This window comes from Lentzea sp. NPDC051838 (assembly GCF_040681245.1).
Lineage (GTDB): Bacteria > Actinomycetota > Actinomycetes > Mycobacteriales > Pseudonocardiaceae > Lentzea.
The window spans coordinates 411,042-432,098 of the sequence record NZ_JBFAYI010000005.1 but is presented as its reverse complement, the minus strand read 5'-3'; the positions used below and the strand labels follow the sequence as shown (position 1 = coordinate 432,098).

The following is a 21,057-nucleotide window of genomic DNA, read 5'->3' as shown; positions in this document are numbered from 1 at the left end:
CATCTGAGTGCTGGCGGGTTTCGGACTACCAGTCGAGCCGCACGGGCAGGAAGGACTCGGTGTCCGGCGCCTCTTTGCGGGCCTTGAGCGCCTGCTCGGCCGGTGCGCCCACGGGAACGCGCAGCGCGGGCTCCGGGTGCTCGATCGTGTCCGCCACGACCACGGCAACCTCCTCGGGAGTGACGGCTTCTCCCCGCAGCGCGCCGACCTGGCGGAGCAACGGCAGGTACGGGTCGTCGTCGGTGAAGAAGGACTTGGCCCGTTCCGCACCGCCGGACGAGACCGCACCGGGCTGCACGATGCTGACCTTCACGCCGAAGTGACCGGCTTCGATCGCCAGACCTTCCGCGATCGCCTCCAACGCCCACTTGCTCGCGCCGTACGGAGCGATGATCGGCAGCACGACCCGGCCCTGGACGCTGGAGACGAACACCAGCCGTCCCGAACCGCGCTCGCGCATCGAGGGCAGCACGGCCTGCGCCACCCGCAGCGCGCCGAAAGTGTTGAGCTGGAACAGGTTCTCCACCTCGGCGATCGGCACGCTCTCCAGCGGCGCGCGGACCGTCGTGCCCGCGTTGCTCACCAGCACGTCGACCTCACCGGCCGCGCGCACGGCCTCGTCGACGCTCGCCTGGTCGGTCACGTCGAGTCGCAGCCGCAGGTCGGCGGGCAGATCGGCGAGGTCCTCGGGCTGCCGTGCCGTCGCGATGACGCGGTGGCCGCGGCGAACCAGTTCGAGTGCGATGGCGCGACCGATTCCCCTCGACGCGCCCGTGATCAGAACAGATGCCATGCTCCCCATGCTATGTCGGTCGACATACTTTGCAACAAGCTATGTCGTACGTCATACCTTCGAGCGAGGTAGGCTCGGGTCCGTGGCAGGCAAGCGCTCCGATGCGAGACAGAAGATGGTGGTCGCCGCCCGGGAGCTGTTCCGCGAGCAGGGCTACCACGCGACGGCGCTGTCGGACGTGCTCAAACGCAGCGAGGCGCCGCGCGGGTCGGTGTACTTCCACTTCCCCGGCGGCAAGGCCGAACTGGCGACCGAGGCGGCGGACCAGCACACGTCCGAACTGCTCGAGAACATCACCCTGGCAGCCGCGGAGGCGACCGGGCCCGCCGATCTGGTGCGGGCCTACCTGGGGCTCGCCAGGTCCAACCTCGTGGCGAGCGACTACCGGCAGGGGTGCACGATCGCGCCGCTGGTGCTCGAGTCCGACGGTCTCGACGACGTCGCCGGCCGCTCGTTCACGCTGATCATCGACACCCTGGCCGGGCACTTCGCGACGTTCGGAGTCCCGGACGCGCACGAGCTCGCGCACGCCGTGCTCGCGGGTGTGGAGGGTGCTTTGATCACCGCACGGGCGTTGCGCTCCACCGCACCGTTCGACGCTGTGCAGACCGTGCTGGAATCCCACGTCGAAAGGCTTCTGAAATGACCGCGTTGGTGCTGGGTGGCGGCGGACCTGTCGGCGCGTCGTGGATGTCGGCCCTGCTGAACGGGTTGATCGAGGCCGGGGTTCCGCTGGACTCTGAGGTCGTTCTCGGCACGTCGGCCGGTTCGGTGGTCGGGGCCTGGCTGACGATGCAGCCGGAGGGGCTGGCGGACGTTCCGGCTCTGATGAGCAAACGTGCAGCCTGGCACTCGGGCAACGCCTCAGCCGGACGCCAGAACACCGGCGCGTTCACCAGGATGATGGAGACGGGCCGGGCCGCCGCCGTCGCGACACCGCCGATCTCCGTCGATCAGGCCGATGAGCTGTGGAAGCCCATGCTGCCCGAGGGTGACTGGCCCACTCGGTTGCGGATGACGTCGGTGAACGCGGCCACCCGCGAGGCACGGGCCTGGTCCGCGCAGGACGGCATTCCGCTGACCGTCGGCGTCGCGTGCTCCACCGCCGCTCCCGGCATCGCCCCGCCCGTCGAGGTGAACGGCGAGATCTGGCTCGACGGTGGCGTGCGCAGCGGTACCAACGCGGATCTGGTCACCGGTGACGCACTGGTGGTGGCACCCATCGCGTCCGAAGGCCTGGCGCGCGAGGAAGCCCTGCTCGTCGAGCGCGGCTACCGCGTCCGCACGATCGTTGCGGAACGGTTCTACAACTCGCCGGTTGATCTGATCGATCCGCGCCTCATCGACGTCGGGGCCGCTGCGGGCGCCGACCAGGCGCGTGGTCTCGCGTCCAGCCTGCTGTCGTGGAGGAACCCCTGATGACCCAGCTGGTCGAGCAGGAGTCGGCGAAGGCCGCCCGCATCCTGTCGTCCGCTCGCGAGCTGATCCTCAAGCGCGGGTTCAAGGCGGTCACCATCGCGTCGATCGCGGAACGGGCGCACGTCGGCAAGGGCACCGTCTACCTGTACTGGCCGACGAAGGAAGATCTCGCGGTCGGCCTGTTCGGCCGCGACTTCCTCGCCGCGATGGAGAGGTTCGCCGAGCTGATCGGCGCGGACCCGACGCTCGCCCGACCCGAGCGGATGATCCCGTCGCTCATCACCGCACTGTCCGAGCGCCCGTTCATGCATGCGATCCAGACCGGGGACGAGGAGCTGCTCGGCGCGCTCACCCAGCACCCCCGGACGCGCGAGCTGCTCGACATGGCCGGTCCCGGCGCGTTGGTGACGGTGGCGTTGCCGGTGTGGCGCAAGCACGGGCTGGCCCGCACGGACTGGGCCGCGCAGGACCAGGAGTACGCGCTGCGGGCGTTGCTGCTCGGCTTCTTCGCCGTGACGGACAGGCCGTCGGTGTTCGTGCGCGACCTCGCCGTCGAGGATCCCGCCGCGGTGCTGGCGCGGACCGTCACCACCCTGCTCGGCCCGTTCACCGCGACCGAGCAGGACGTCGAGGCCACCGCCCAGGAGGCGTTGCGGCTGCTCGACGAGTACCGCCGGAACATCCTGGCCTCGCTCACCGCGTAAAGCTCCTCACGGCTGTGCGTGGCTGTGCCGCGCGTCACGAACTGACCAGATGGCGATTTTGGTCAGTTGGTTCTACCGTGGAGGCATGAGCAAACGAGCACTGGTGGTCGGGCTCGGTATCAGCGGCATGGCCACCGCCATCGCACTGCACAGGAACGACTGGCAGCCGGTCATCGTCGAGAGGGCTCCCGACCGCCGCAAGACCGGCTACTTCGTGCTGGTCTACGGCGCGGGCAGGGCCGCCGCTCAGCGGCTGGGCATCCTCGCCGACATGCCGAACCGAGCCGCCGCGCTCGGCGACGCCTACAACGTCGACCGGCTCGGCAACCGTTCCAGGACGCTGAGCTTCGACGACCTCCCGAACCGGCCGCACCGGATGCTGCGCACGGACGTCGAGGCGGCCGCGTGGGCGCATCTGCCCGAGGACGTCGAGATCCGCTACAGCACGTCGCCGACGAAGATCACCCAGGACCCGGACGGCGTCGACGTCGAGTTCGACGACGGCGTCACCGAGCGGTTCGACCTGGTCGTCGGCGCCGACGGGCTGCGGTCGACGGTGCGCAGGCTGGCGTTCGGCCCCGACTCCGGCTTCCTGCGCCCGATGAACCACATCATCTCGGCGTTCCAGCTCGAAGGCCCGCTGCCGGGACTCGCCGGCGAGGACATGGCGATCCTCCTCGAACCCGGCCGCGCGCTGTGGGTGTTCGGCTTCGAGGGCCGCAAGCCGACCGTGATGCTGACCTACCGCACCGACGACGTGAACGCCGAGTTCACCGAGACACCCGTGCGCCGGCTGCGGAAGGCGTTCGGCCCGGAGCCCACCGGCAAGCTGCTCGGCGAGGTGCTCGACCAGGCGGAGCGGACGCCGGACCTGCTGTTCGACCAGCCGCAGCAGGTGAAGATGAACCAGTGGTCGTCCGGCCGGGTCGTGCTCGTCGGCGACTCCGCCTGGTGCGTGACGCTCTACGCGGGCATGGGTGTGTCGGCGGGGCTGAGCGGAGCCGACCTGCTCGGCACCATGTTGTCCCGCCACGACATTCCGCGCGCGCTCGCCGAGTGGGAGCGGCGGATGCGCCCGGCGATCAGCCACTACCAGGAGCGCGGGCACGTGATGCGGAAGCTGTTCAACCCGCACGACCGCCGCGAGATAGCGCTGCGCAGATTCTTCGTCGACGGGACACGGCTGCCCGTGGTCGGCCCCGTGCTGCAACGGCGCCGGGCCAAGGACATCGCCGTGTTCGACCAGGACGTGGCGGCATGACTGGGCGGCATGACTGGGCGGCATGACTGGGCGGCATGACTGGGCGGCATGACTGGGCGGCATGAGGAAAGGACAGCGGTCATGAGGTTTCTCGTCACCGGCGGCACCGGGCGGCTCGGCTCGCTCGTGGCGGACCGACTGCGCCACGGCGGCCACGACGTCCGGATCACCAGCCGCCGCACCGGACTCGGTCTGTACACAGTGGACTGGAAGACCGGCGCGGGTCTCGCGGAGGCGGTCGACGGCGTGGACGTGGTCGTGCACTGCGCCGCGGCGAACGGGGACGTGGAGATGGAGCGCGCGCTGGTCGAGGCATGCGCTGGTGTGTCGCACCTGGTGTACATCTCGATCGTCGGCACGGACCGGATTCCGATCAAGTACTACCGGATGAAGGTGGCCGCCGAGGAGCTCATCTCGCAATCCGGCATCCCGTACACGATCCTGCGCGCCACCCAGTTCCACGACCTGGTGCGCTCGGTGCTCGCCGTGCTCGCCAAGTGCCCGCTGCTGATGCCGGTGCCGGAGCTGCGTTTCCAGTCCGTCGACGTGACCGAGGTGGCCGAACGGCTCGCCGCGCTGGCCGTCGCCGAGCCCGCCGGACGGGTGCCCGAGTTGGGCGGGCCCGAGGTCGTGCCGCTGCGCGAGCTGGCTCTGCAGTACCTGGCCTCGACCGGACGTCATCGCCGGCTCGTGTCGTTCCGGTTGCCCGGCAAGGCTTTCGGCGGGTTCAAGGCCGGCCACCACCTGACGCCCGCGCACGCGGACGGCCGGATCACCTTCGCCGAGTTCCTCGCCGCCGAGGCCACCGCGCTGCGGCGATGATGACGGTGGTCGTCCTGCTGGCCGTCTCTACCGGCACCGTGGGGGCTGGGTCGGGTTCGCACCCGGAGTCGTTCTTCACTTGCGCAGATGCTCGCCCCGTGCGCTCCTTCCTTCTTTCGCGGTGAAAATGACCATGGTCTCGTGACATCTACTAGAGAGCGCCAGGCGTGGATCGGGACGAGGTTCACCCGTGTGGGTGGGCCACGATCACACCCAACCCTGGTCCGCGCGGGCACGGCAGCGCTGTTCGCGTTCGGGTTGCGGCACCTGGCCTTCCACGCTCAGCACCTCGACCACCTCAGCGCGGCCTCGGCGACCTGGCTGATGATCGCCACGGCCGGGCTGACCGTGGTGCTGCCCGCCACAGGTTTCCTGATGGCGGGCAGCACTCGGCAACAGCTCAGGCCCGCCGGCGGGCCCTCATGATGTGCGCGTCCAGCGGCAACGCGTGCGACTCGACCAGCTCGAAGCCCGCGTCGGCGAGCAGCGCGCGGTAGTCGGACTCGGAGCGTTCGCGGCCGCCCGTGTTGCAGAGCATGTGGACGTCCCACGGGATGGCGAGCGAGTCCACGTCGGCGCCTTCTGGCAGCAGGCGTTCGATCACCAGCAGCTCGGCGTGCGGGGGCATGTTGCGCGCGCAGGTGATGAGGATCGCGGCGCACTGCTCGTCGTCCCAGTCGTGCAGGACACGCGACAGCAGGTAGATGTCGCCGGTGGCCGGGACCGACTTCGTGAAGTCGCCGGGCACCAGGGTGACGCGACCGGCCATTTCGGACAGTCGTGCCTCTGCCGACACCAACGCGTTCGGGAGGTCCATCAGCACGCCGTGCAGCGACGGGTTGGCGGCGAGGATGCGGGACAGCAGTTCGCCGTTGCCACCGGCGATGTCCACGACAACCCGAGCGGAGGAGAAGTCGATGGAGCGCGTGACGCCCGCGAACATGGCGTTGCTCGCGGCCATGGACTGGTGGAACAGCTCGGCGAGCCCGGGATCGCCCGCCATGTGGGCGAAGTGGTGGGAGCCGAAGACCTTCCCGTACGACTCCTCGCCGCTGCGCACGGAGTCGGTGAGGGCCCCGAACGACTGGTAGAACGGGCCTCCGTACATCAGCGCCAGTGCCCGCATCGAGCCCGTGAGGTCCGCGCGCAGCAACGCACCCAGGTCGGTGAGGCTGTACCGGCCGCGCGACGTGTGGACGACGCCGAGCGCGGTCAGGTAGCGCAGCAGCCGGGCGAGGCTCTGCTCGTCGGTGCCGCTCGCGGCGGCGAGGCCGGGCAGGTCGTGGGCGACCGCCAGGTAGTCGAGCAGGTAGAGCTCCGCGGCCGTCGCGATGGCCTGCGTGGCCCACGCGCCGGTCATGAGCCGCAGCAGTTCGGTGCCGGCACAGGACTCGCGCTGGTGCGTGGCGAGCAGCTGCGAGAACCGGCCGGAGCAGATCAGTTCGAGACGGCGGAAGGCCGGGTTCGCGATGTGGCCGTCGCGGAAGTACATGACGGTCGAGTTCTCGTACCCGTTGTAGCCGCCGCCGTCCGGGCGCATGGCGGTGCCGATCATCGTGCGCAGGCCGCGCATCAGCACCGGGTCGGGCCAGCGGACGGCGAGTGCGACGTGGTTCTCGCGTTCGTGGCGGCGTTCGTCCTCGGCGATGTGCGCCAGGTCCGGCGGCGTCACCATCGCGAAGATCTCCAGCTCGCAGCGCAGGCCGTCGCGGTCGGCGACCGGGGCGCGCAGGATGCCGACGGTCAGCTCGCCGACGGGGATCCCGTACCGGCTGCTCAGCCGTTCGCGGACGACGACGCTCGGCGTCATCGCGCCGACTTCGATGCCGTGCGCGGCGAGCTCGTCCTCCAGTCCGTCGAACGTCTCCGGGAAGATCAGCAGGGCGATGTGGTCGAGCGTCGAGTGCCGGGTCACGGCCGCGCGGTGGTCGTCGTCCAGCGACGGCACCGAGGCGGTCAGCACCGACCGCGTGCAATGCCCGCCCAGCAAGGACTTCGCCGCGAGCAGGCGGTCGATGTCCACTGTGGACAGCACGGGTGTTCTGGTGGCGGTCGTAGAGATCATGGTGATGTTCGTCCTGTTGGCTCAGATGCCGACGTAGTGCTCGGCGAAGAAGTTCTGGTGGGCCTGCGAACGACGCAGGCTGTCGAGCCGGGCACGGCGCAGCGCGCGCTGGAACCCGGCGTCGGAGGCGGTGCCGGTGGGGCCGTGCAGGAGGTCGATCATCCAGTGGGAGAACTCCTGTGCCCGCCAGATGCGCGGCAGGCAGGACCTCGTGTAAGCGCTCAGTGCTCGCTCGTCGTCACGGGTGATGGCGCTGACGAGCGCACGGGCCAGCAGTTCCGCCTCCATGATCGCCAGGTTGGCGCCCTTGGCGGCGGAGGGACTGATCAGGCTGGCCGCGTCGCCCACGAGGAACAGGCGGTCGTGCTGGATGGGGTCGACGACCTCGGAACGCAGGCGCACCAGCCGTCGTTCGATGATCGGGCCCTGACGCAACGGCCCGAACTCCCCTGTGCGCATCCGGGTCGCGAGCGCGGCCCAGATCCGGTCGTCCGTCCAGTTCTCCGGGGCGTCGCCCGGCGGGGCCTGGAGGTAGTAGCGCGTCACCTCGGGGCTGCGGGCCATGTGGCCGGCGAACCCGTCCTCGTGCAGCGCGTAGGTGACCGCCGCCATGCTCTGCGGGGCCTCCGCGAGCAGGGCCAACCAGGTGATCCCGTGGTCGCGGCCCTGACCGCGCACCGGAACGGCGGCGCGAGTGACCCCGTTGCTGCCGTCGCACCCGGCCAGAAACCGGCCGCCGACAACACCTTCCGCCGTCTCGACGGTGGCGTTCGCGGCATCCACCCCGGTGACGGTGACCCCGAACCGGATGTCGCCGCCGCGGTCGAGGTACTCGGCGATCAGGTCGGTGACGAGATCCTGCTGCGGGTAGACCGTGTGCACGTCGCCCCGCCCGAGCTCGGCGTAGTTCAGCTCGAACTCGCCGTCCTCACCGCGAAACGCGCACACGCCATGTGAACGTCCTTTGTGGAGCAACCCGTCGGCGAGACCGTGTTCGGTCAGCACCCGGACGCTGTTGGGGCTGAGAAATCCCGCCCTGGCCCTGGTCTGCACCTGCTCGCGGCTCGCCCGCTCCACCACGAGGGTGTCGATCCCCTCGGCGCGAAGCAGGTTTCCTAAGACCAGCCCTGCCGGTCCCGCGCCCACGATGAGCACGGTGGTGTGGTCGGCCACGCCTTGCGGTCCTCTCTCCGAACGCGCCCACCTCCGCCGGTGGGCCCGTGTGCGGCAGCACTGGACCGCAACCGCGCTCCCCAGGCGTGAACGGCACGCCGGGGCCTAGATGATCATCACTCCATCGTGGACAACGATTGTCTAAAGTGGGCCCCGAAGCTGAGGAGTGCTCATGAAGCTGTACGCCGCCACCGCCGTCGCCGACTCGATCCTGGCGACCTTGCGAGGCACCAAGAACGTGCGCAAGGTCACCAAATCGGCCCTGATGCCCGTCCTCGCGGCAGCCACCCCACCACGCGATCCGGGCATGGCGATCGGCCTCGCCGGGTCGTGGGCCGGTGACGTGGCACTGCTCGGCGACTCGGATCGGGCATTTCGCGCAGGCCTCTTCAGCTTTCTGGTCGCCCACGTCGGCTACACGGCGGCATTGTCACGTCGGTCACAGCCGGGGACGCGCAAAGCGGTGCTGCCGATCGTCGCCGCCTCCGCTCTCGGCGCCGCGGTGTTCGCCCGCGCGGCCGGCCCGATGGGCAAGCCGGTCGGGTTGTACGCACTGACGCTCGGCACGATGGTGGCCGCCGCGTCGACCGTGCGCGGACCGGGCGCGCGCCGCGTTTTCGGTGGTGCGGCACTGTTCATGGCGTCGGACGCACTGCTCGGGGCGAGCCGGTTCGTCCTCGATGGACGGGCGGCGCGAGTCGCGTCCGCCGGGGTGATGCCGACCTACGCGGCCGCCCAGTGGCTGATCCACACGGGGTTCGCGCGCGAGGACGACCCCGCGTGAAAACCCGTTGGATGCCCTGTGCTAATGTTCTTCACGTCGGAAACAGCAAGGCTTTCCGGCACGCAATTAAGCGCCGCTAGCTCAGTTGGTTAGAGCAGCTGACTCTTAATCAGCGGGTCCGGGGTTCGAGTCCCTGGCGGCGTACACCGAAGAAGCAGGTAGAGATTCGTCTCTACCTGCTTCTTTGCATTCTGCGTACTCATGCGCGTTCCCCGTGGATCATGGTTTGCGAGCCCGAGACGTGCGGCGGTCGACCGTCCAACTCTGTGAACATGAGGCCGAGGTCGACCCAGGCGTCTCCGGCGGCCTCGCGTTCCCGCTGTTGCCTGGAGTGGTGGGCACGCAGTTCGAGCGTGCGACACGAGCGTCGGTTCGCACGATCGGCTTGGGCGTGGACGTGGTGGCAGCACCTCGTCGGCAACACCTACGTCTGGCTGGGACTCGCGTTCCTCTGCTGGTGCGCGGCCTTGGCGTTCGCCGAGGTGAATCGGCCGAACGGCCACGTGTGCGCCGGTTCGCGGAGCCGTAGCATCCCGTCACACTGCGCGGATCTGCCGACCTGGGGGCGTGAGATGCGGCGTTTTCACTGTGCTGTGCTTGTGATGGTGTTGTTGCTGACCGGGTTGGTGCCGGCGACGGTGTCGGCCGCGGCGCCACCACCGACGACTGTGCCCAACGCGGCGCTGAACACCAAGTGGGCCACCTACGGCAATCAGGGCGGCCATTGGACCGGCGGTGACCGCACAGCGTCCGTGCCGCTGCCGGACGGCCGCACCGCGTGGCTGTTCTCGGACACGTTCCTCGGCACGGTGAACGCCGACGGCAGCCGTCCGGCGAACACGCCGATGGTCCGCAACTCGATCGTCGTCGAGCAGAACGGCCAGCTCGGCCCGACACTGCACGGCGGCACCCCCGCGGCACCGTCCTCCCTGGTCGAGGTCGCGGGTTCGTCGCTGACGCACTGGGTCGCGGACGGCGTGGTCGAGGGCAACACGCTCAAGGTGCTCTACATGCAGATCGAGTCCACCGGTGGTGGCGCGCTCGACCTGAAGCTGAAGGGCACCGCGCTGGCCACCTTCAGCCTGCCGTCGCTGACCCTGACCGGTGTCCGCACGCTGCCGCTGGGCGACAAGATCGCGTGGGGCCAGGACATCGTCACCGAAGGCGGCCGCACGTACGTCTACGGCTCGGAGTCCAACGGCGACGAACCCAAGCGACTGCACCTGGCCCGCACCACCGGCCTCGACGGCACCTGGGAGTTCTGGACCGGCACCACGTGGTCTGCCAGTGAGGCGGACTCCGCGCGGATGCTGACGGGCACCGGCACGGCGTTCTCGGTCACGAAGGTGGGTGCCGAGTACGTGCTGATGACGATCGACGGCAACCTGACGTTCAACCCGACCCTGGTGGCGTACACGGCTTCCGCGCCGACCGGCCCGTTCGGCAATCCCCGCCCGCTGTACGAGGCACCGGAAGCGGGTGCCGACGGCCGGCCGGTCATCGTCTACGACGCGACCGTCCACCCGCAGCTCGGCCAGACCGGCAAGCTGGTCGTCTCCTACAACGTGAACAGCCTCGACGCCGCCGACACCAAGGCGGACGTCCGGATCTACCGGCCCCGGTTCGTCGACGTGACGTGGCCACCGCCGACGCCTGACCCGTCCGGACTGCCCGGTGCGCCGGGAGGGCTCGAGGTGCGTGACGACAACGACGGCGGAGCCACGCTGTCCTGGCAGCCCGTGTCCGGCGCGAGCTACCGGGTGTACCAGCGGGACGTCACGAACGGCCAGGAGTTCTTCTCCCGCCACCCCAAGGCGGTCACCGGGACGACCACCGCGGTGCCGTTCCTGCGCGACGGTCACACCTACGAGTTCCGGGTCACCGCCCAGAACGAGAACGGCGAAGGTCCGCCATCGGCCGGCATCAGCCTCACGGTGCGGGTCAAGGCCCCCGAACCGCCGGCGAACCTGCGTGCCGTGGCCAACGACTCGGGCGGTGTCGCGCTGACGTGGGATCGCAGTACCAGCCCGGGTCTGCTGTGGTACCAGGTGTTCCGCACGGACGTGACGAACGGTCCCGGCACCGGCGCGCCGGTGTACTTCCCGGACTCCGGGTCGGCCGCGGTCACGGACGTCGACCTCGAACACGACCACGTCTACGAGTACGTCGTGGTGACGAACCGCTCCGGTCAGGCGAGCACGCCGAGCACGGCCGTGCGCGCGACCGCCCGCTACGCCAAACCCGGTGTGCCGTCCAACCTGCGCGCCACGCCCCGCTCCGACGGCAAGATCAGCCTGAGCTGGGACGCGCCCGCGCCCGGCGTCTGGTACTGGGTCTATCAGCGCGATGTCACCGGCAACTCAGCCGAGTTCACCAAATGGCCGTTCCCGATCGCGGGAGGAACCACCGCCGACGCGGACTACCTGACGCACCAGCACACCTACGAGTTCAAGATCTCCGCCACCAACCGCGGAGGTGAGGGCGCGCAGTCCGCGCCGATCCAGGTCACCTCGCGGATGGCCCTCCCACCCGCGCCCACCGGCCTGACCGCGGTCGGCAACGGCGACGGCACGGTGAAGCTCAACTGGACCCGGCCGCCGAACACCTGGACGTGGATCCTCCAGCGCGACGTGACCGAGGGCGACACCGAGTTCTACCGCTGGGACGTGCCGGTCGGCGACAGCGACACCGCGACCGCGGGCTACCTCGTGCCCGGTCACACCTACGAGTTCAAGGTGGCCGCGACGAACCAGGCCGGTGACAGCGCGACCTTCTCCAACGCCGTGCAGGTGGTCGCCGACGTGGCCGCCCCGCCGCCGCCGACCGAACTGACCGCGACCGCAGCCGCCGACGGCACGATCAGTCTCAAGTGGACGGCGCCGCGCGACCAGCTCTGGTACTTCGTGTACCAGCGCGACGTCACCAAGGGGCAGAACGAGTTCACGAAGTGGCCCTACCCGGTGACGTCCGGCACGACGGCCATGGCGGCCTGGCTCGACCACCTGAGCGTCTACGAGTTCAAGGTGACCTCCGCCTTCGCGGGCAAGGAGTCCACGTTCTCCGCTCCGGCCAGCGCGACGTCCCGGGTTCAGGCGCCCACCGTCGCACCCACGGGCCTGAGTGCTCTCGCCCGTCCGAACGGCAGCGCGTTCCTGCACTGGAACAGCGTCGGCCAGTACATCGGCTACTTCGTGTACCAGCGCGACGTGACCGCCGGACAGGATTTCTTCCGCTGGGGCCTGCCGTTGAGCGCGACCCAGGGCGTGGCCGATCCGCTGATCAGCGGCCACGTCTACGAGTTCAAGGTCGCCGCCGCGAACGCCGGAGGTGAGGGCCCGCAGTCCGCGCCGATCCAGATCACCGCGCACGGCGGCACCCCGGCCGCTCCGTGGCTCTCGGTCTCACCCGGCGACGGCAGGGCGACGCTGACGTGGAACTCCGTGCATGCGGGCGCCTACTACTTCGTGCACCGCAGGAACGTCAGCGCCGGGGAGGGCTTCACCAAGTTCCCCATCCCGATCCAGGAGACCTCGTTCGCGGACGCTTTCCTGAACAACGGCGACACCTACGAGTACGTCGTGTCCGCGTCCAACGAACACGGCGAGGGCCCTTGGTCCAACTCGGTTCAGGTGCGACCGCTGCCACCCACGCCCGCCGCGCCCGCGTGGCTGACGGCGACCGCGGGCGACGGGACGGTGACGCTGAACTGGGCGGCGGTGCCGGGGGCCTGGTACGTCGTCGAGCACCGCGATGTCACCGCGGGCCAGCAGTTCCGTTCCGCGCAGACACTCAGCCCCGCCACGTCGTGGGTGCACACGTACCTGACCAACGGCCACACCTACGAGTACCGGGTGCGCGCCACGAACATCGCCGGTGACGGTCCTCCCACGGCCGCCCAGCGGGCGAGGCCGATGCCGCCGTTCCCGTCCGCGCCCAGCGGCCTGGTCGTCCAGTCCGTCGGTGACGGCACGGTGAACATCGCCTGGCAGGCCAGCTCCACCCCGTGGGTCGGCTATGTGGTGGAGACCAAGGAGACGAGCGCGTCGTCGTGGCGGCAACTACCCGCGAACTGCTGCTCCCACCAGAGCATGTGGCTGACGAACGCGGTCGGCTACCAGTTCCGCGTGCGTGCCACGAACATGAGCGGTACCAGTGCCTCGACCAACACCGTCGAGGCCACCCCGATGCCGCCGTTCCCCGCCGCGCCGTGGGGTGTGAGCGCGAGCAAGGGATCCGGCGCAGGCCAGGTCAACCTCTCGTGGAGCCCGAGTTCGACCCCGAACGTCTGGTACTGGGTCTCCTACCGGCAGGCGGGCCCGCCCACGACACCGCAGCAGCCCTGGTACGAGGGGTGGACGACACTGCCGTACCCGCTGCCGCAGACGTCGATCACGGTGACCGGGCTGGCGTGGCAGGAAGTCTACGAGTTCCAGGTGCGGGCCACGAACGCGGCCGGCACGAGCGGCCGCACCTCGGTGCCGTGGGCCATCGCGCAGTCGGCCCGGTCGGGGATCTGGCGCTCGGCGAACCAGGCCAACGGGGCCAACGACAGGGCCAGCTCGTTCGCCGTGGGCAAGGAGTGCGGCTACACCAGGAACCAGCCGGTCTGCTTCAACACGCGCGGGTTCTATATCGCCGACGCACCGATGACGGTCGGAGACTACCTGCTCTACCCCTACAGTCGCAGTCACTTCGAGACCCGGCTCAGATGCGAGTCGATCAAACGCGCGGACATCCGCAAGACCAAGTGGCCGATGCCTGTCCACATCCTCGAGTACACCTTCCCGCGGCTGGAGGAGCACGAGAAGATCCACTCCGACCAGTGGGCCCAGTACGCCAGCGTCCGGGACTTCATCACCGCTTACGTCAAAGCCTGGGTTCCGCCGCCGAACACGTTCGAGGTCGGCGCGAACCTGTGGTGGGGCGGGTATGAGGTGACCTGGAGCGAATCGCCGACCGCAGGGGTGGAGGAGTCCTGCGCCTGGCTGTACCCGAAGAAGGAGCAGGAGAAGTAGGGCTGAGCGGCCCGTTCGGTTCGACCGGGCCGCTCGACCACATCGCCTGATCCGAAAACAGTCGGGGACGGGCGAACGGGATCACCGGCTCGGGTCTGGTCTGGCTCCCAGCCGAAAACGGGCGGGTCCTGCTCAGGCCGCGAGGGTCAGGGTGACCTGGTAGCCGAGTGCTTCGAGCTGGCGGATGCGGTTGCGCTTCTTGCGGTCCGGGCTGATGCGCTTGTCGCAGAAGTCGGGGCCCAGGTTGTGGTAGCGGGCGTCGGGGTCGGAGAGCAGGTGCCAGACGATGACCAGGATCGAGCGGCCGATCGCGACGATGGCTTTCTTCTTGCCGCGGCGCCGGGCGATCCCGATCTCGGCGATCATGACGTGCACGGCGGTCAGCCCGACACCGGTGATCTCATCGAGTTTGGCGACCGCTTGGTCGATCCGTGCCGGCATCGTGCGCGGCAGGAACGCGTGATGATGGTTGACGCGCCCGACGAACGCCTCTTGCGGCAACGGGATCTTGGCGCGCATCCGGGTGCGGGCCAGTCGCGCGAGCACGACAGGGTCGCGTTGCCTGGCCGGTGACCGCTTCTCGTGGTTGCGTGGTGCCATGAGCGATCGCAGCGCCCGCTGGCAGCAGTACTGGGACCGCAAGTCCGCCACCTACGACGCGGAGATGGGCTTCCTGGACCGGAAGCTCTTCGGCGACTCGCGCAGGTGGGCGTGCTCGCAGGCGACCGGCGAGGTGCTGGAGGTGGCGATCGGCACCGGGCTCAACCTGCCGCACTACCCCGCGGGCGTCAGGCTGACCGGCCTCGACCTGAGCGAGCGGATGCTCAGCCTGGCGAGACAACGCGCACAGGGCCTCGACGTGACGCTGCGGCAGGGCACAGCGCACGCCTTGCCGTTCGGGGACAACGAGTTCGACACCGTCGTGTGCACGTTGGGTCTGTGCGCGATTCCGGACCACGAGAAGGCTGTCAGCGAGATGATCAGGGTGCTGAAGCCCGGCGGCCGGTTGGTCCTCGTCGACCACGTCGAGAGCTCGTCCCGGATCGCGCGCGGCCTGCAGTGGCTGCTGGAGCGCGTGACGATCCCCATGGCGGGAGAGCACTTCCTGCGCCGGCCGCTGCATCTGGTGCAGGCGCACCAGATGCAGATCGAGCAGCGGCAACGGTTCAAGCTCGGCCTGGTCGAACGGCTCGTGGCGCGGAAGGTCAGCGCAACGACAACGCGCGCCGCGCGAGTTGTCCGTTAGGTCTGGAAGCCGCGCAGAACGTCGTGCAGCGCGGCGCGCAAGATCTCCCGGTCGTCGTCGCGGGGAAAGGCGACGCGGTGCACGGCCATGCCGTCGAGCATCGCCAGCACGAGCCGGACCCGGTGCGGCAGCGGGTCGATGTCCACCAGCCGCAGGCTCGTGCTGATCACCCGCTCGTAGCTCTCCACGACCCCGGCGACGGCCGCGCCTAGCTCGGGGCGCCGGTGCACCGCCAGGTAGACCTCGAACTGCGTCACCAGATCCGTCCGCGGCGACAGCATCAGGAAGTCGGTGACCATCTCCGCCAGCTGCTCGACCGACGGGTTGGTGTCGTGCATGGCTTTCACCGCCGCGTCGCTGCGCTCGACGACCTCCGCGAAGGCGAGCGTGAGGGCGGCCGCGAGCAGTTCGTCCAGCGAGCTGAAGAAGTAGCTCGTGGTGGACAACGGCAGACCGGCGGCCCTGGCGATCGCGCGGTGCGTCGCGCCTTCGATGCCGTTGGAGGCCACGACCTCGATCGCGGCGCGCAGCAGTGCCTCACGCCGGGCGAGACCACTGGCGCGGTGTGTCGGCGGACGGATCGGCATCGGGTCACCCTAGGCGCGTCTCTGGACATCCGTCCAACCTCGATGCAGACTTCGGACAAACGTCCAGAGTCGGGGGTTTCAGGTGCGGCTGTCAGCGAAGATCAAGGTGGCACTGGCGATCACGGTCGGGCTCGTCGTCACGACGGCGGTGGACGCGAACGCCGCGCCGTCGTTCCAGCGCTACGTCGCACTCGGCGACTCCTACACCGCCGGGCCGCTCATCCCGTGGCAGCAGGCCAGCTGGTGTTTCCGCTCCAACAACAACTACCCGTCGTGGCTCGCCACGCACCTCGGCCTCTACTCGAAGCCGGGCGGGTTCACCGACGTCAGCTGTTCGTCCGCGGACACGACGAACATGACGCAGTCGCAGACCACGCCGTCCACCGACATCCCGCTGACCAGCCAGCCGCCGCAGTTCGAGGCGCTCCGCCTGGACACCGACCTGATCACGATCGGCATCGGCGGCAACGACTTCAGCGTGTTCGGGTCGCTCATCTCCACCTGCCCGGAGGTGCGCTCCAGCGACCCGGCAGGGCACCCGTGCCAGGACCACTACACGATCAACGGCATCGACACGGTCAAGGCCGCGATCAAGCAGACGCAGCTGAACCTGGAGAACGTCATCAAGGGCGCCCGGACCCGTTCGCCGGCAGCCAAGATCGTCATCGTCGGCTACCCGCGACTCGTCCCGCCCAGCGGCTACTGCCCGGACGTCGTCCCGTTCGCGGACGGCGACTACGCCTGGACGGACTCGGTGGCCCGCGCGCTCAACGACGCCCAGGCGACCGCGGCCCGGCGCCAGAACGCCACGTTCGTCGACGCCTACGCCGCGAGCCTCGGGCACGACGCGTGCACGGGCAGCGCGGCGTGGGTCAGCGGGCAGAGCACCAACCTGTTCCGCGCGGTCGCCTACCACCCGTACCAGCAGGGCATGGAGGGCGTCGCGAACCTGGTCTACCGCGCTCTCGGCGGACGCACTCCCGCCACCGTCGCCCCGCTGGCCCGCGACGCCGCCACCAAGGCGCAGCTGGAGCAGATGGCCGACATCGTGCCCAAGACGCTCAATCACTGAGGACAGTCGTTGTCCGCATCGGGTGTGAGCATCCCGCGCATGATCGGACGATGGCACGGCCTGGTGATCGACTGTCCCGACCCGCAGGCGCTCGCGGGGTTCTACGAGAAGCTGCTCGGCATGATCCGCGTGCAGGACGAACCCGGCTGGGTCGTCATCGGCGATGCACCGGACCGCCCCGGCGTCGCGCTCGCCCGCGTCGAGGCCTGGCAACCGCCGAAGTGGCCGGACGAGTCCTCGAACATGCACTTCGACGTGCGCGTGGACGACCGCGAAACCGCTGGTGAGAAGGTGCTGGAACTGGGCGCGCGCCGACTGGAAGGCGGCGGTGAGACGTTCGACGTCTACGCGGATCCGGCCGGACACCCGTTCTGTTTGGTGGCCTGGTAGCCGCACGACGCGTGCACTTCATCGCCCGTGCATTGCGTCGTAGCCACGACCGGGCATTATGCGCAAATGACACTCCGGCAGGCGAGCGACTTCGCCCAGTTGTCGACCGAGATCAAGCAGGCTGGCCTGCTGGCTCGGCGGCGCGGTTACTACATCGCGCGGATCACCGCGAACCTGGTGGTCTACGCGGGTGCGTGGGTGGCGTTCGCCTTGCTCGGGGACTCGTGGTGGCAGCTGGCCGTGGCGGTCGTGCTGGCGATCATGACCACGCAGCTGGCGTTCATCGGGCACGACGCCGGGCACAAGCAGATCTTCGCGGCGAAGCGGTGGAACCTGGTCGCCGGTTATGTCCACAGTGGACTGATCGGCGTCAGTCACGACTGGTGGGTGAGCAAGCACAACCGCCACCACGCCAACCCGAACCACGAGGACGAGGATCCGGACGTCGACATCTCGGTGCTGGCGTTCACGCAGAAGCAGGCGGCGGCCAAGAACGGCGCACTGCGGTGGATCGCGGCACGTCAGGCGTACCTGTTCTTCCCGCTGCTGTTCCTGGAGGGCTACGCGCTGCACTGGCACTCGATCAGGCACTCGGGGCGGGAGCGGTACCTGATGATCGCGAACGTCGTGGTGTACCTCGGTGTGGTCTTCTGGGTCCTCTCCCCCGTCTACGCGGTCGCGTTCGTCCTGGTGCACCAAGGGGTCTGGGGCTTCTACATGGGCTGCTCCTTCGCCCCCAACCACAAGGGCATGCCGGTGCTGTCGGCCGGGCACACGCTCGACTTCCTCCGCAAGCAGGTGCTGACGTCGCGCAACGTCCGCGGCGGCTGGTTCGTCGACCTCCTGCTCGGCGGGCTGAACTACCAGATCGAGCACCACCTGTTCCCGAGCATGCCGCGGCCGGCGTTGAAGCACGCCCAGCTGATCGTGAGCGAGTTCTGCCGGCAGCGCGGGATCTCGTACGCGCAGTGCGGCCTGTTCCGGTCGTACGGGTACGTGCTGGAGCACCTCCACGAGGTGCGTCCAAAAGTTTGACCAAAACGCTCACATCGGACGGTGAACGCTGGTTTCCTCGGTGCTAGACCGAACTGGGGGAACTTCACATGCGCAAACGTCTCTTCGGCGTGCTCGCAGCAGGCGTGGCACTGTCTCTGGTGGCCGCGGGCCAGTCGGCCGCGGAGCCCGCGGTGCAGGTCAGCCAGCCCGATCCGATGCTGGCTTTCCTGCCCGCCGAGGCCAAGGTCGACTGGAACGCCGTACAGCAGAGCCGCGAGGCCCGCAAGCAGTCCCAGGCCGCCAAACCGAAGTCCGCGAGCACTCCGCTGACGTACGCCGAGAAGGAGTCCGGGCAGGGTGCGAACGACGCACCGGCCAAGGCCGAGCACGTGGCCGGCTTCGGCACCGGGCGTGGCAAGAACCCGAAGCTCGAGCTCACCGGCGATCTCGCGGGCGACCCGACCATCCCAGTCGTCACGCCGTCCCCCGAGATGAACGACGCGGTGCCGAACGCGAGCGAGACCCGCGTTCCCTCGCAGGGCAGGGCGCTCAAGACCAGCGGCACGATCGGCGACGGCCCGTACGGCAGCGCGGGTGACGGCTCCGGCGACCACGACTTCTACAAGCTCTCCGGTGGCACGACCGGGCTGTGGGCGACGGTCGAGACGGACACGCCGACCGGCGGCCTGGACACGTTCCTCGCCGCGTTCGACGCGACCGGCGTGCTGCAGGGCCAGAACGACAACCTGGTCGGCACCACGGACAGCAGGCTGCGCGTGTTCGTGCCGCCGGCCACCGACGTCTTCGTCATGGTCGCGGGCGCGGGACCCGGCTCGATCCCTGCCGACCCGATGAAGCCCGGCACCGGCAAGCGCGTCACCACCGAGGGCGCGTACGACCTGACGATCGCGACCGGCGACGGCCAGGTGGACAAGGACTTCTTCTCCGTCGACCTCAAGGCGGGCGACGTGCTCGGCGCCTCGGCGGCGGGCAGGGCGACCAGGGTGATGGTCCACGATCCGGCCGGACGTGAGGTCTTCGGTTCGTCGCAGGACTTCAGCTTCCTGTACGCGGAGAACTCACCGATGCCCGCCGGTGGCAACGCCGTCGCGGACTTCGTTGCGCCCAAGGACGGCCGCTACACCGTGGGCGTCGAGAACGGTGACGGCGCCTACGACGTCACGGTCGAGGCCTACCGCCCCGGCTCGGAGCTCAACCCGCGGCCCGAGGTGCTGACGGTCTTCCTCGACTTCAACGGCGCGCGCGTCAACACCCGCATCTACGGCGCCGACCCGGCGGGCAACCGCGACCTCTCGCCGCTCAGGAAGTTCCTGCCCGGCTGGGGTCTTGGCGACGCCGACGAGAACGCGGTGATCGACGCCGTGATCGCGTCCGTGCGCGAGAACATCGAGCACGACCTGGCGCAGAAGGGCACCAACAAGCGGTTCGCCGTGCGCGTGCTCAACAGCCGCGACCACGCCGACCCGTGGGGCCAGAAGAACGTCAGCCGCGTGGTCGTCGGCGGCTCGATCGCCGAGTCCGGCATCCAGACCGTCGGCATCGCGCAGTCGATCGACGCGGGCAACTTCGGCAAGGAGGAGACCGCGCTGGTGCTGCTGGACGTGCTCAGCCTGCCCGCCGGCCAGTCCCGCACGTCGCTGAACACCTACATCACCCCGGCCACCACGAACAAGGCCGCGTTCATCGGCAGGGCGATCGGCAACATCACCGCCCACGAAGCGGGTCACATGTCCGGCAGCTGGCACCAGGACCAGTTCAACGCGCTCGACAGCATCATGGACCAGGGCGGCAACCCGAAGGGCATGTTCGGCGTCGGGCCGGACGGTGTCGGCGGCACGGCCGACGACCTCGACGTCGACTTCCAGGAGGACGTGCTCAACCCGAACGAGGGCTTCACCGGTGTCGAAGACTCTCTCAACCGCACGGCGTGGGCCTACACCCGCGGCAGCAACTGACGGTCCGATTCCCGCCAGACCCCGCGAAGGGATTCCACCAGGCTGAAAAGCATGGGATCACTTGAAGGGAAAGCAGCCCTGATCACCGGCGGAAGCCGCGGGATCGGGGCTGCTGTGGCGTCCAAGCTCGTCTCGCTGGGCGCGCGCGTGGCCGTGACGTACCAGAACACCAAGCCGGACAACGGTTTCGCGATCCAGGCGGACAGCGAGGACCCGCAAGCCGTTGTGGCAGCGGTGGAAGAAGCGGCTCAAGAGTTCGGACGGCTCGACATCCTGGTGAACAACGCGGCGGTGTTCCAGGTTGGACCGTTGGACGATCTGGGTCAGGAAGAGTTCGACCGCACGATGGCGATCAACGTGCGCGCGCCGTTTCTCGCGTCACGAGCAGCGGCACGGCACATGCACGACGGCGGGCGGATCATCAGCATCGGTAGCAACGTTGCGGTGTACGCACCGTTTCCCGGCTTCGCGTTGTACTCCGCCAGCAAGACAGCGCTCGTCGGCATGACGAAGGGCCTCGCGCGCGAACTGGGGCCGCGTGGCATCACCGCGAACGTCGTCAACCCCGGTCCTACCGACACGGACATGAACCCGGCGGACGGACCGATGGCGGACACGATTCGCGGACTCACCGCATTGGGCCGTTATGGACAACCGGGAGAAATCGCCGAAGTCGTTGCGGCACTGGCAGGTGACGCCGGTGCGTACGTGACCGGTGCCAGCATCAACGCCGACGGCGGCTTCACCGTGTGAG

The 21,057-nt window shown here is 69.1% G+C and carries 19 protein-coding genes and 1 tRNA gene; 15 read left to right on the top strand and 5 right to left on the bottom strand.

Features of this window, described 5'->3' with window-relative positions; genetic code table 11:
* Positions 1–25: 25 nt before the first annotated feature.
* Positions 26–793, bottom strand: coding sequence for an SDR family oxidoreductase (locus tag AB0M24_RS15735; protein ID WP_363766883.1), 768 nt, complete (start codon positions 791–793; stop codon positions 26–28).
* Between the two features lie 82 nt (positions 794–875).
* Between AB0M24_RS15735 and AB0M24_RS15730 the strand changes: the two genes are divergently transcribed.
* From AB0M24_RS15730 to AB0M24_RS15705, 6 genes are all read left to right on the top strand, one after another.
* Entirely contained in the window at positions 876–1,439 is a 564-nt protein-coding gene (locus AB0M24_RS15730; RefSeq protein ID WP_363766880.1) for a TetR/AcrR family transcriptional regulator, read from the top strand.
* Positions 1,436–2,212 carry a patatin-like phospholipase family protein gene (locus AB0M24_RS15725; RefSeq protein ID WP_363766877.1) on the top strand — a complete coding sequence of 259 codons (777 nt, stop codon included), beginning with the start codon at positions 1,436–1,438 and terminating at the stop codon, positions 2,210–2,212. The genes AB0M24_RS15730 and AB0M24_RS15725 overlap by 4 nt, the downstream gene beginning before the upstream one ends.
* On the top strand, positions 2,197–2,916 hold the full coding sequence (locus tag AB0M24_RS15720) for a helix-turn-helix domain-containing protein (RefSeq protein WP_363766874.1): 720 nt from the start codon (positions 2,197–2,199) through the stop codon (positions 2,914–2,916). The genes AB0M24_RS15725 and AB0M24_RS15720 overlap by 16 nt, the downstream gene beginning before the upstream one ends.
* A gap of 85 nt (positions 2,917–3,001) precedes the next feature.
* Positions 3,002–4,177, top strand: a complete 1,176-nt coding sequence (locus AB0M24_RS15715) for an FAD-dependent monooxygenase (protein ID WP_363766871.1) — start codon at positions 3,002–3,004, stop codon at positions 4,175–4,177.
* An 81-nt stretch (positions 4,178–4,258) separates the two neighbouring features.
* Complete coding sequence (locus AB0M24_RS15710; RefSeq protein ID WP_363766868.1) at positions 4,259–4,999, top strand: NAD(P)H-binding protein; 741 nt, start codon at positions 4,259–4,261, stop codon at positions 4,997–4,999.
* Between the two features lie 192 nt (positions 5,000–5,191).
* The gene (locus AB0M24_RS15705) at positions 5,192–5,425 is read left to right on the top strand and encodes a hypothetical protein (RefSeq protein WP_363766865.1); all 234 of its coding nucleotides are present in this window, start codon (positions 5,192–5,194) and stop codon (positions 5,423–5,425) included.
* On the opposite strand, the gene AB0M24_RS15700 is transcribed toward AB0M24_RS15705, so the two are convergent.
* Entirely contained in the window at positions 5,400–7,064 is a 1,665-nt protein-coding gene (locus AB0M24_RS15700) for a methyltransferase (protein WP_363766862.1), read from the bottom strand. The two genes, AB0M24_RS15705 and AB0M24_RS15700, sit on opposite strands and share 26 nt — an antisense overlap.
* A 21-nt stretch (positions 7,065–7,085) precedes the next feature.
* Positions 7,086–8,237, bottom strand: a complete 1,152-nt coding sequence (locus tag AB0M24_RS15695) for a 4-hydroxybenzoate 3-monooxygenase (RefSeq protein WP_363766859.1) — start codon at positions 8,235–8,237, stop codon at positions 7,086–7,088.
* A 172-nt stretch (positions 8,238–8,409) separates the two neighbouring features.
* Here AB0M24_RS15695 and AB0M24_RS15690 point away from each other — a divergent pair, with 172 nt between their 5' ends.
* The 3 genes from AB0M24_RS15690 to AB0M24_RS15680 all read left to right on the top strand — a co-directional run bounded on the left by AB0M24_RS15690 (position 8,410) and on the right by AB0M24_RS15680 (position 14,036).
* Complete coding sequence (locus tag AB0M24_RS15690) at positions 8,410–9,021, top strand: lysoplasmalogenase (protein ID WP_363766856.1); 612 nt, start codon at positions 8,410–8,412, stop codon at positions 9,019–9,021.
* A gap of 70 nt (positions 9,022–9,091) precedes the next feature.
* Positions 9,092–9,165, top strand: a tRNA-Lys gene (locus AB0M24_RS15685).
* 458 nt (positions 9,166–9,623) lie between these two features.
* A complete protein-coding gene (locus tag AB0M24_RS15680) occupies positions 9,624–14,036 on the top strand; it encodes a fibronectin type III domain-containing protein (RefSeq protein ID WP_363766853.1) in 4,413 nt (1,470 codons plus the stop codon).
* Positions 14,037–14,168: 132 nt separating this feature from the next.
* Here the strand turns inward: AB0M24_RS15680 and AB0M24_RS15675 are convergent, their stop codons facing one another.
* Entirely contained in the window at positions 14,169–14,636 is a 468-nt protein-coding gene (locus tag AB0M24_RS15675) for a hypothetical protein (protein WP_363766850.1), read from the bottom strand.
* Between AB0M24_RS15675 and AB0M24_RS15670 the strand changes: the two genes are divergently transcribed.
* A complete protein-coding gene (locus AB0M24_RS15670) occupies positions 14,635–15,282 on the top strand; it encodes a class I SAM-dependent methyltransferase (protein WP_363766847.1) in 648 nt (215 codons plus the stop codon). The two genes, AB0M24_RS15675 and AB0M24_RS15670, sit on opposite strands and share 2 nt — an antisense overlap.
* Here AB0M24_RS15670 and AB0M24_RS15665 read toward each other — a convergent pair.
* A complete protein-coding gene (locus AB0M24_RS15665) occupies positions 15,279–15,869 on the bottom strand; it encodes a TetR family transcriptional regulator (RefSeq protein WP_363766844.1) in 591 nt (196 codons plus the stop codon). The genes AB0M24_RS15670 and AB0M24_RS15665 overlap by 4 nt on opposite strands.
* 82 nt (positions 15,870–15,951) lie before the next feature.
* Here AB0M24_RS15665 and AB0M24_RS15660 point away from each other — a divergent pair, with 82 nt between their 5' ends.
* The 5 genes from AB0M24_RS15660 (at position 15,952) to AB0M24_RS15640 (ending at position 21,056) form a co-directional block, all read left to right on the top strand.
* Entirely contained in the window at positions 15,952–16,941 is a 990-nt protein-coding gene (locus AB0M24_RS15660) for an SGNH/GDSL hydrolase family protein (protein ID WP_363766841.1), read from the top strand.
* A gap of 39 nt (positions 16,942–16,980) precedes the next feature.
* Positions 16,981–17,331, top strand: a complete 351-nt coding sequence (locus AB0M24_RS15655) for a VOC family protein (RefSeq protein ID WP_363766838.1) — start codon at positions 16,981–16,983, stop codon at positions 17,329–17,331.
* Positions 17,332–17,397: 66 nt separating this feature from the next.
* Entirely contained in the window at positions 17,398–18,366 is a 969-nt protein-coding gene (locus AB0M24_RS15650) for an acyl-CoA desaturase (RefSeq protein WP_363766835.1), read from the top strand.
* Positions 18,367–18,434: 68 nt separating this feature from the next.
* Positions 18,435–20,303, top strand: coding sequence for a hypothetical protein (locus AB0M24_RS15645; RefSeq protein WP_363766832.1), 1,869 nt, complete (start codon positions 18,435–18,437; stop codon positions 20,301–20,303).
* Between the two features lie 51 nt (positions 20,304–20,354).
* Entirely contained in the window at positions 20,355–21,056 is a 702-nt protein-coding gene (locus tag AB0M24_RS15640) for an SDR family oxidoreductase (protein ID WP_363766829.1), read from the top strand.
* Position 21,057 lies beyond the last annotated feature (1 nt).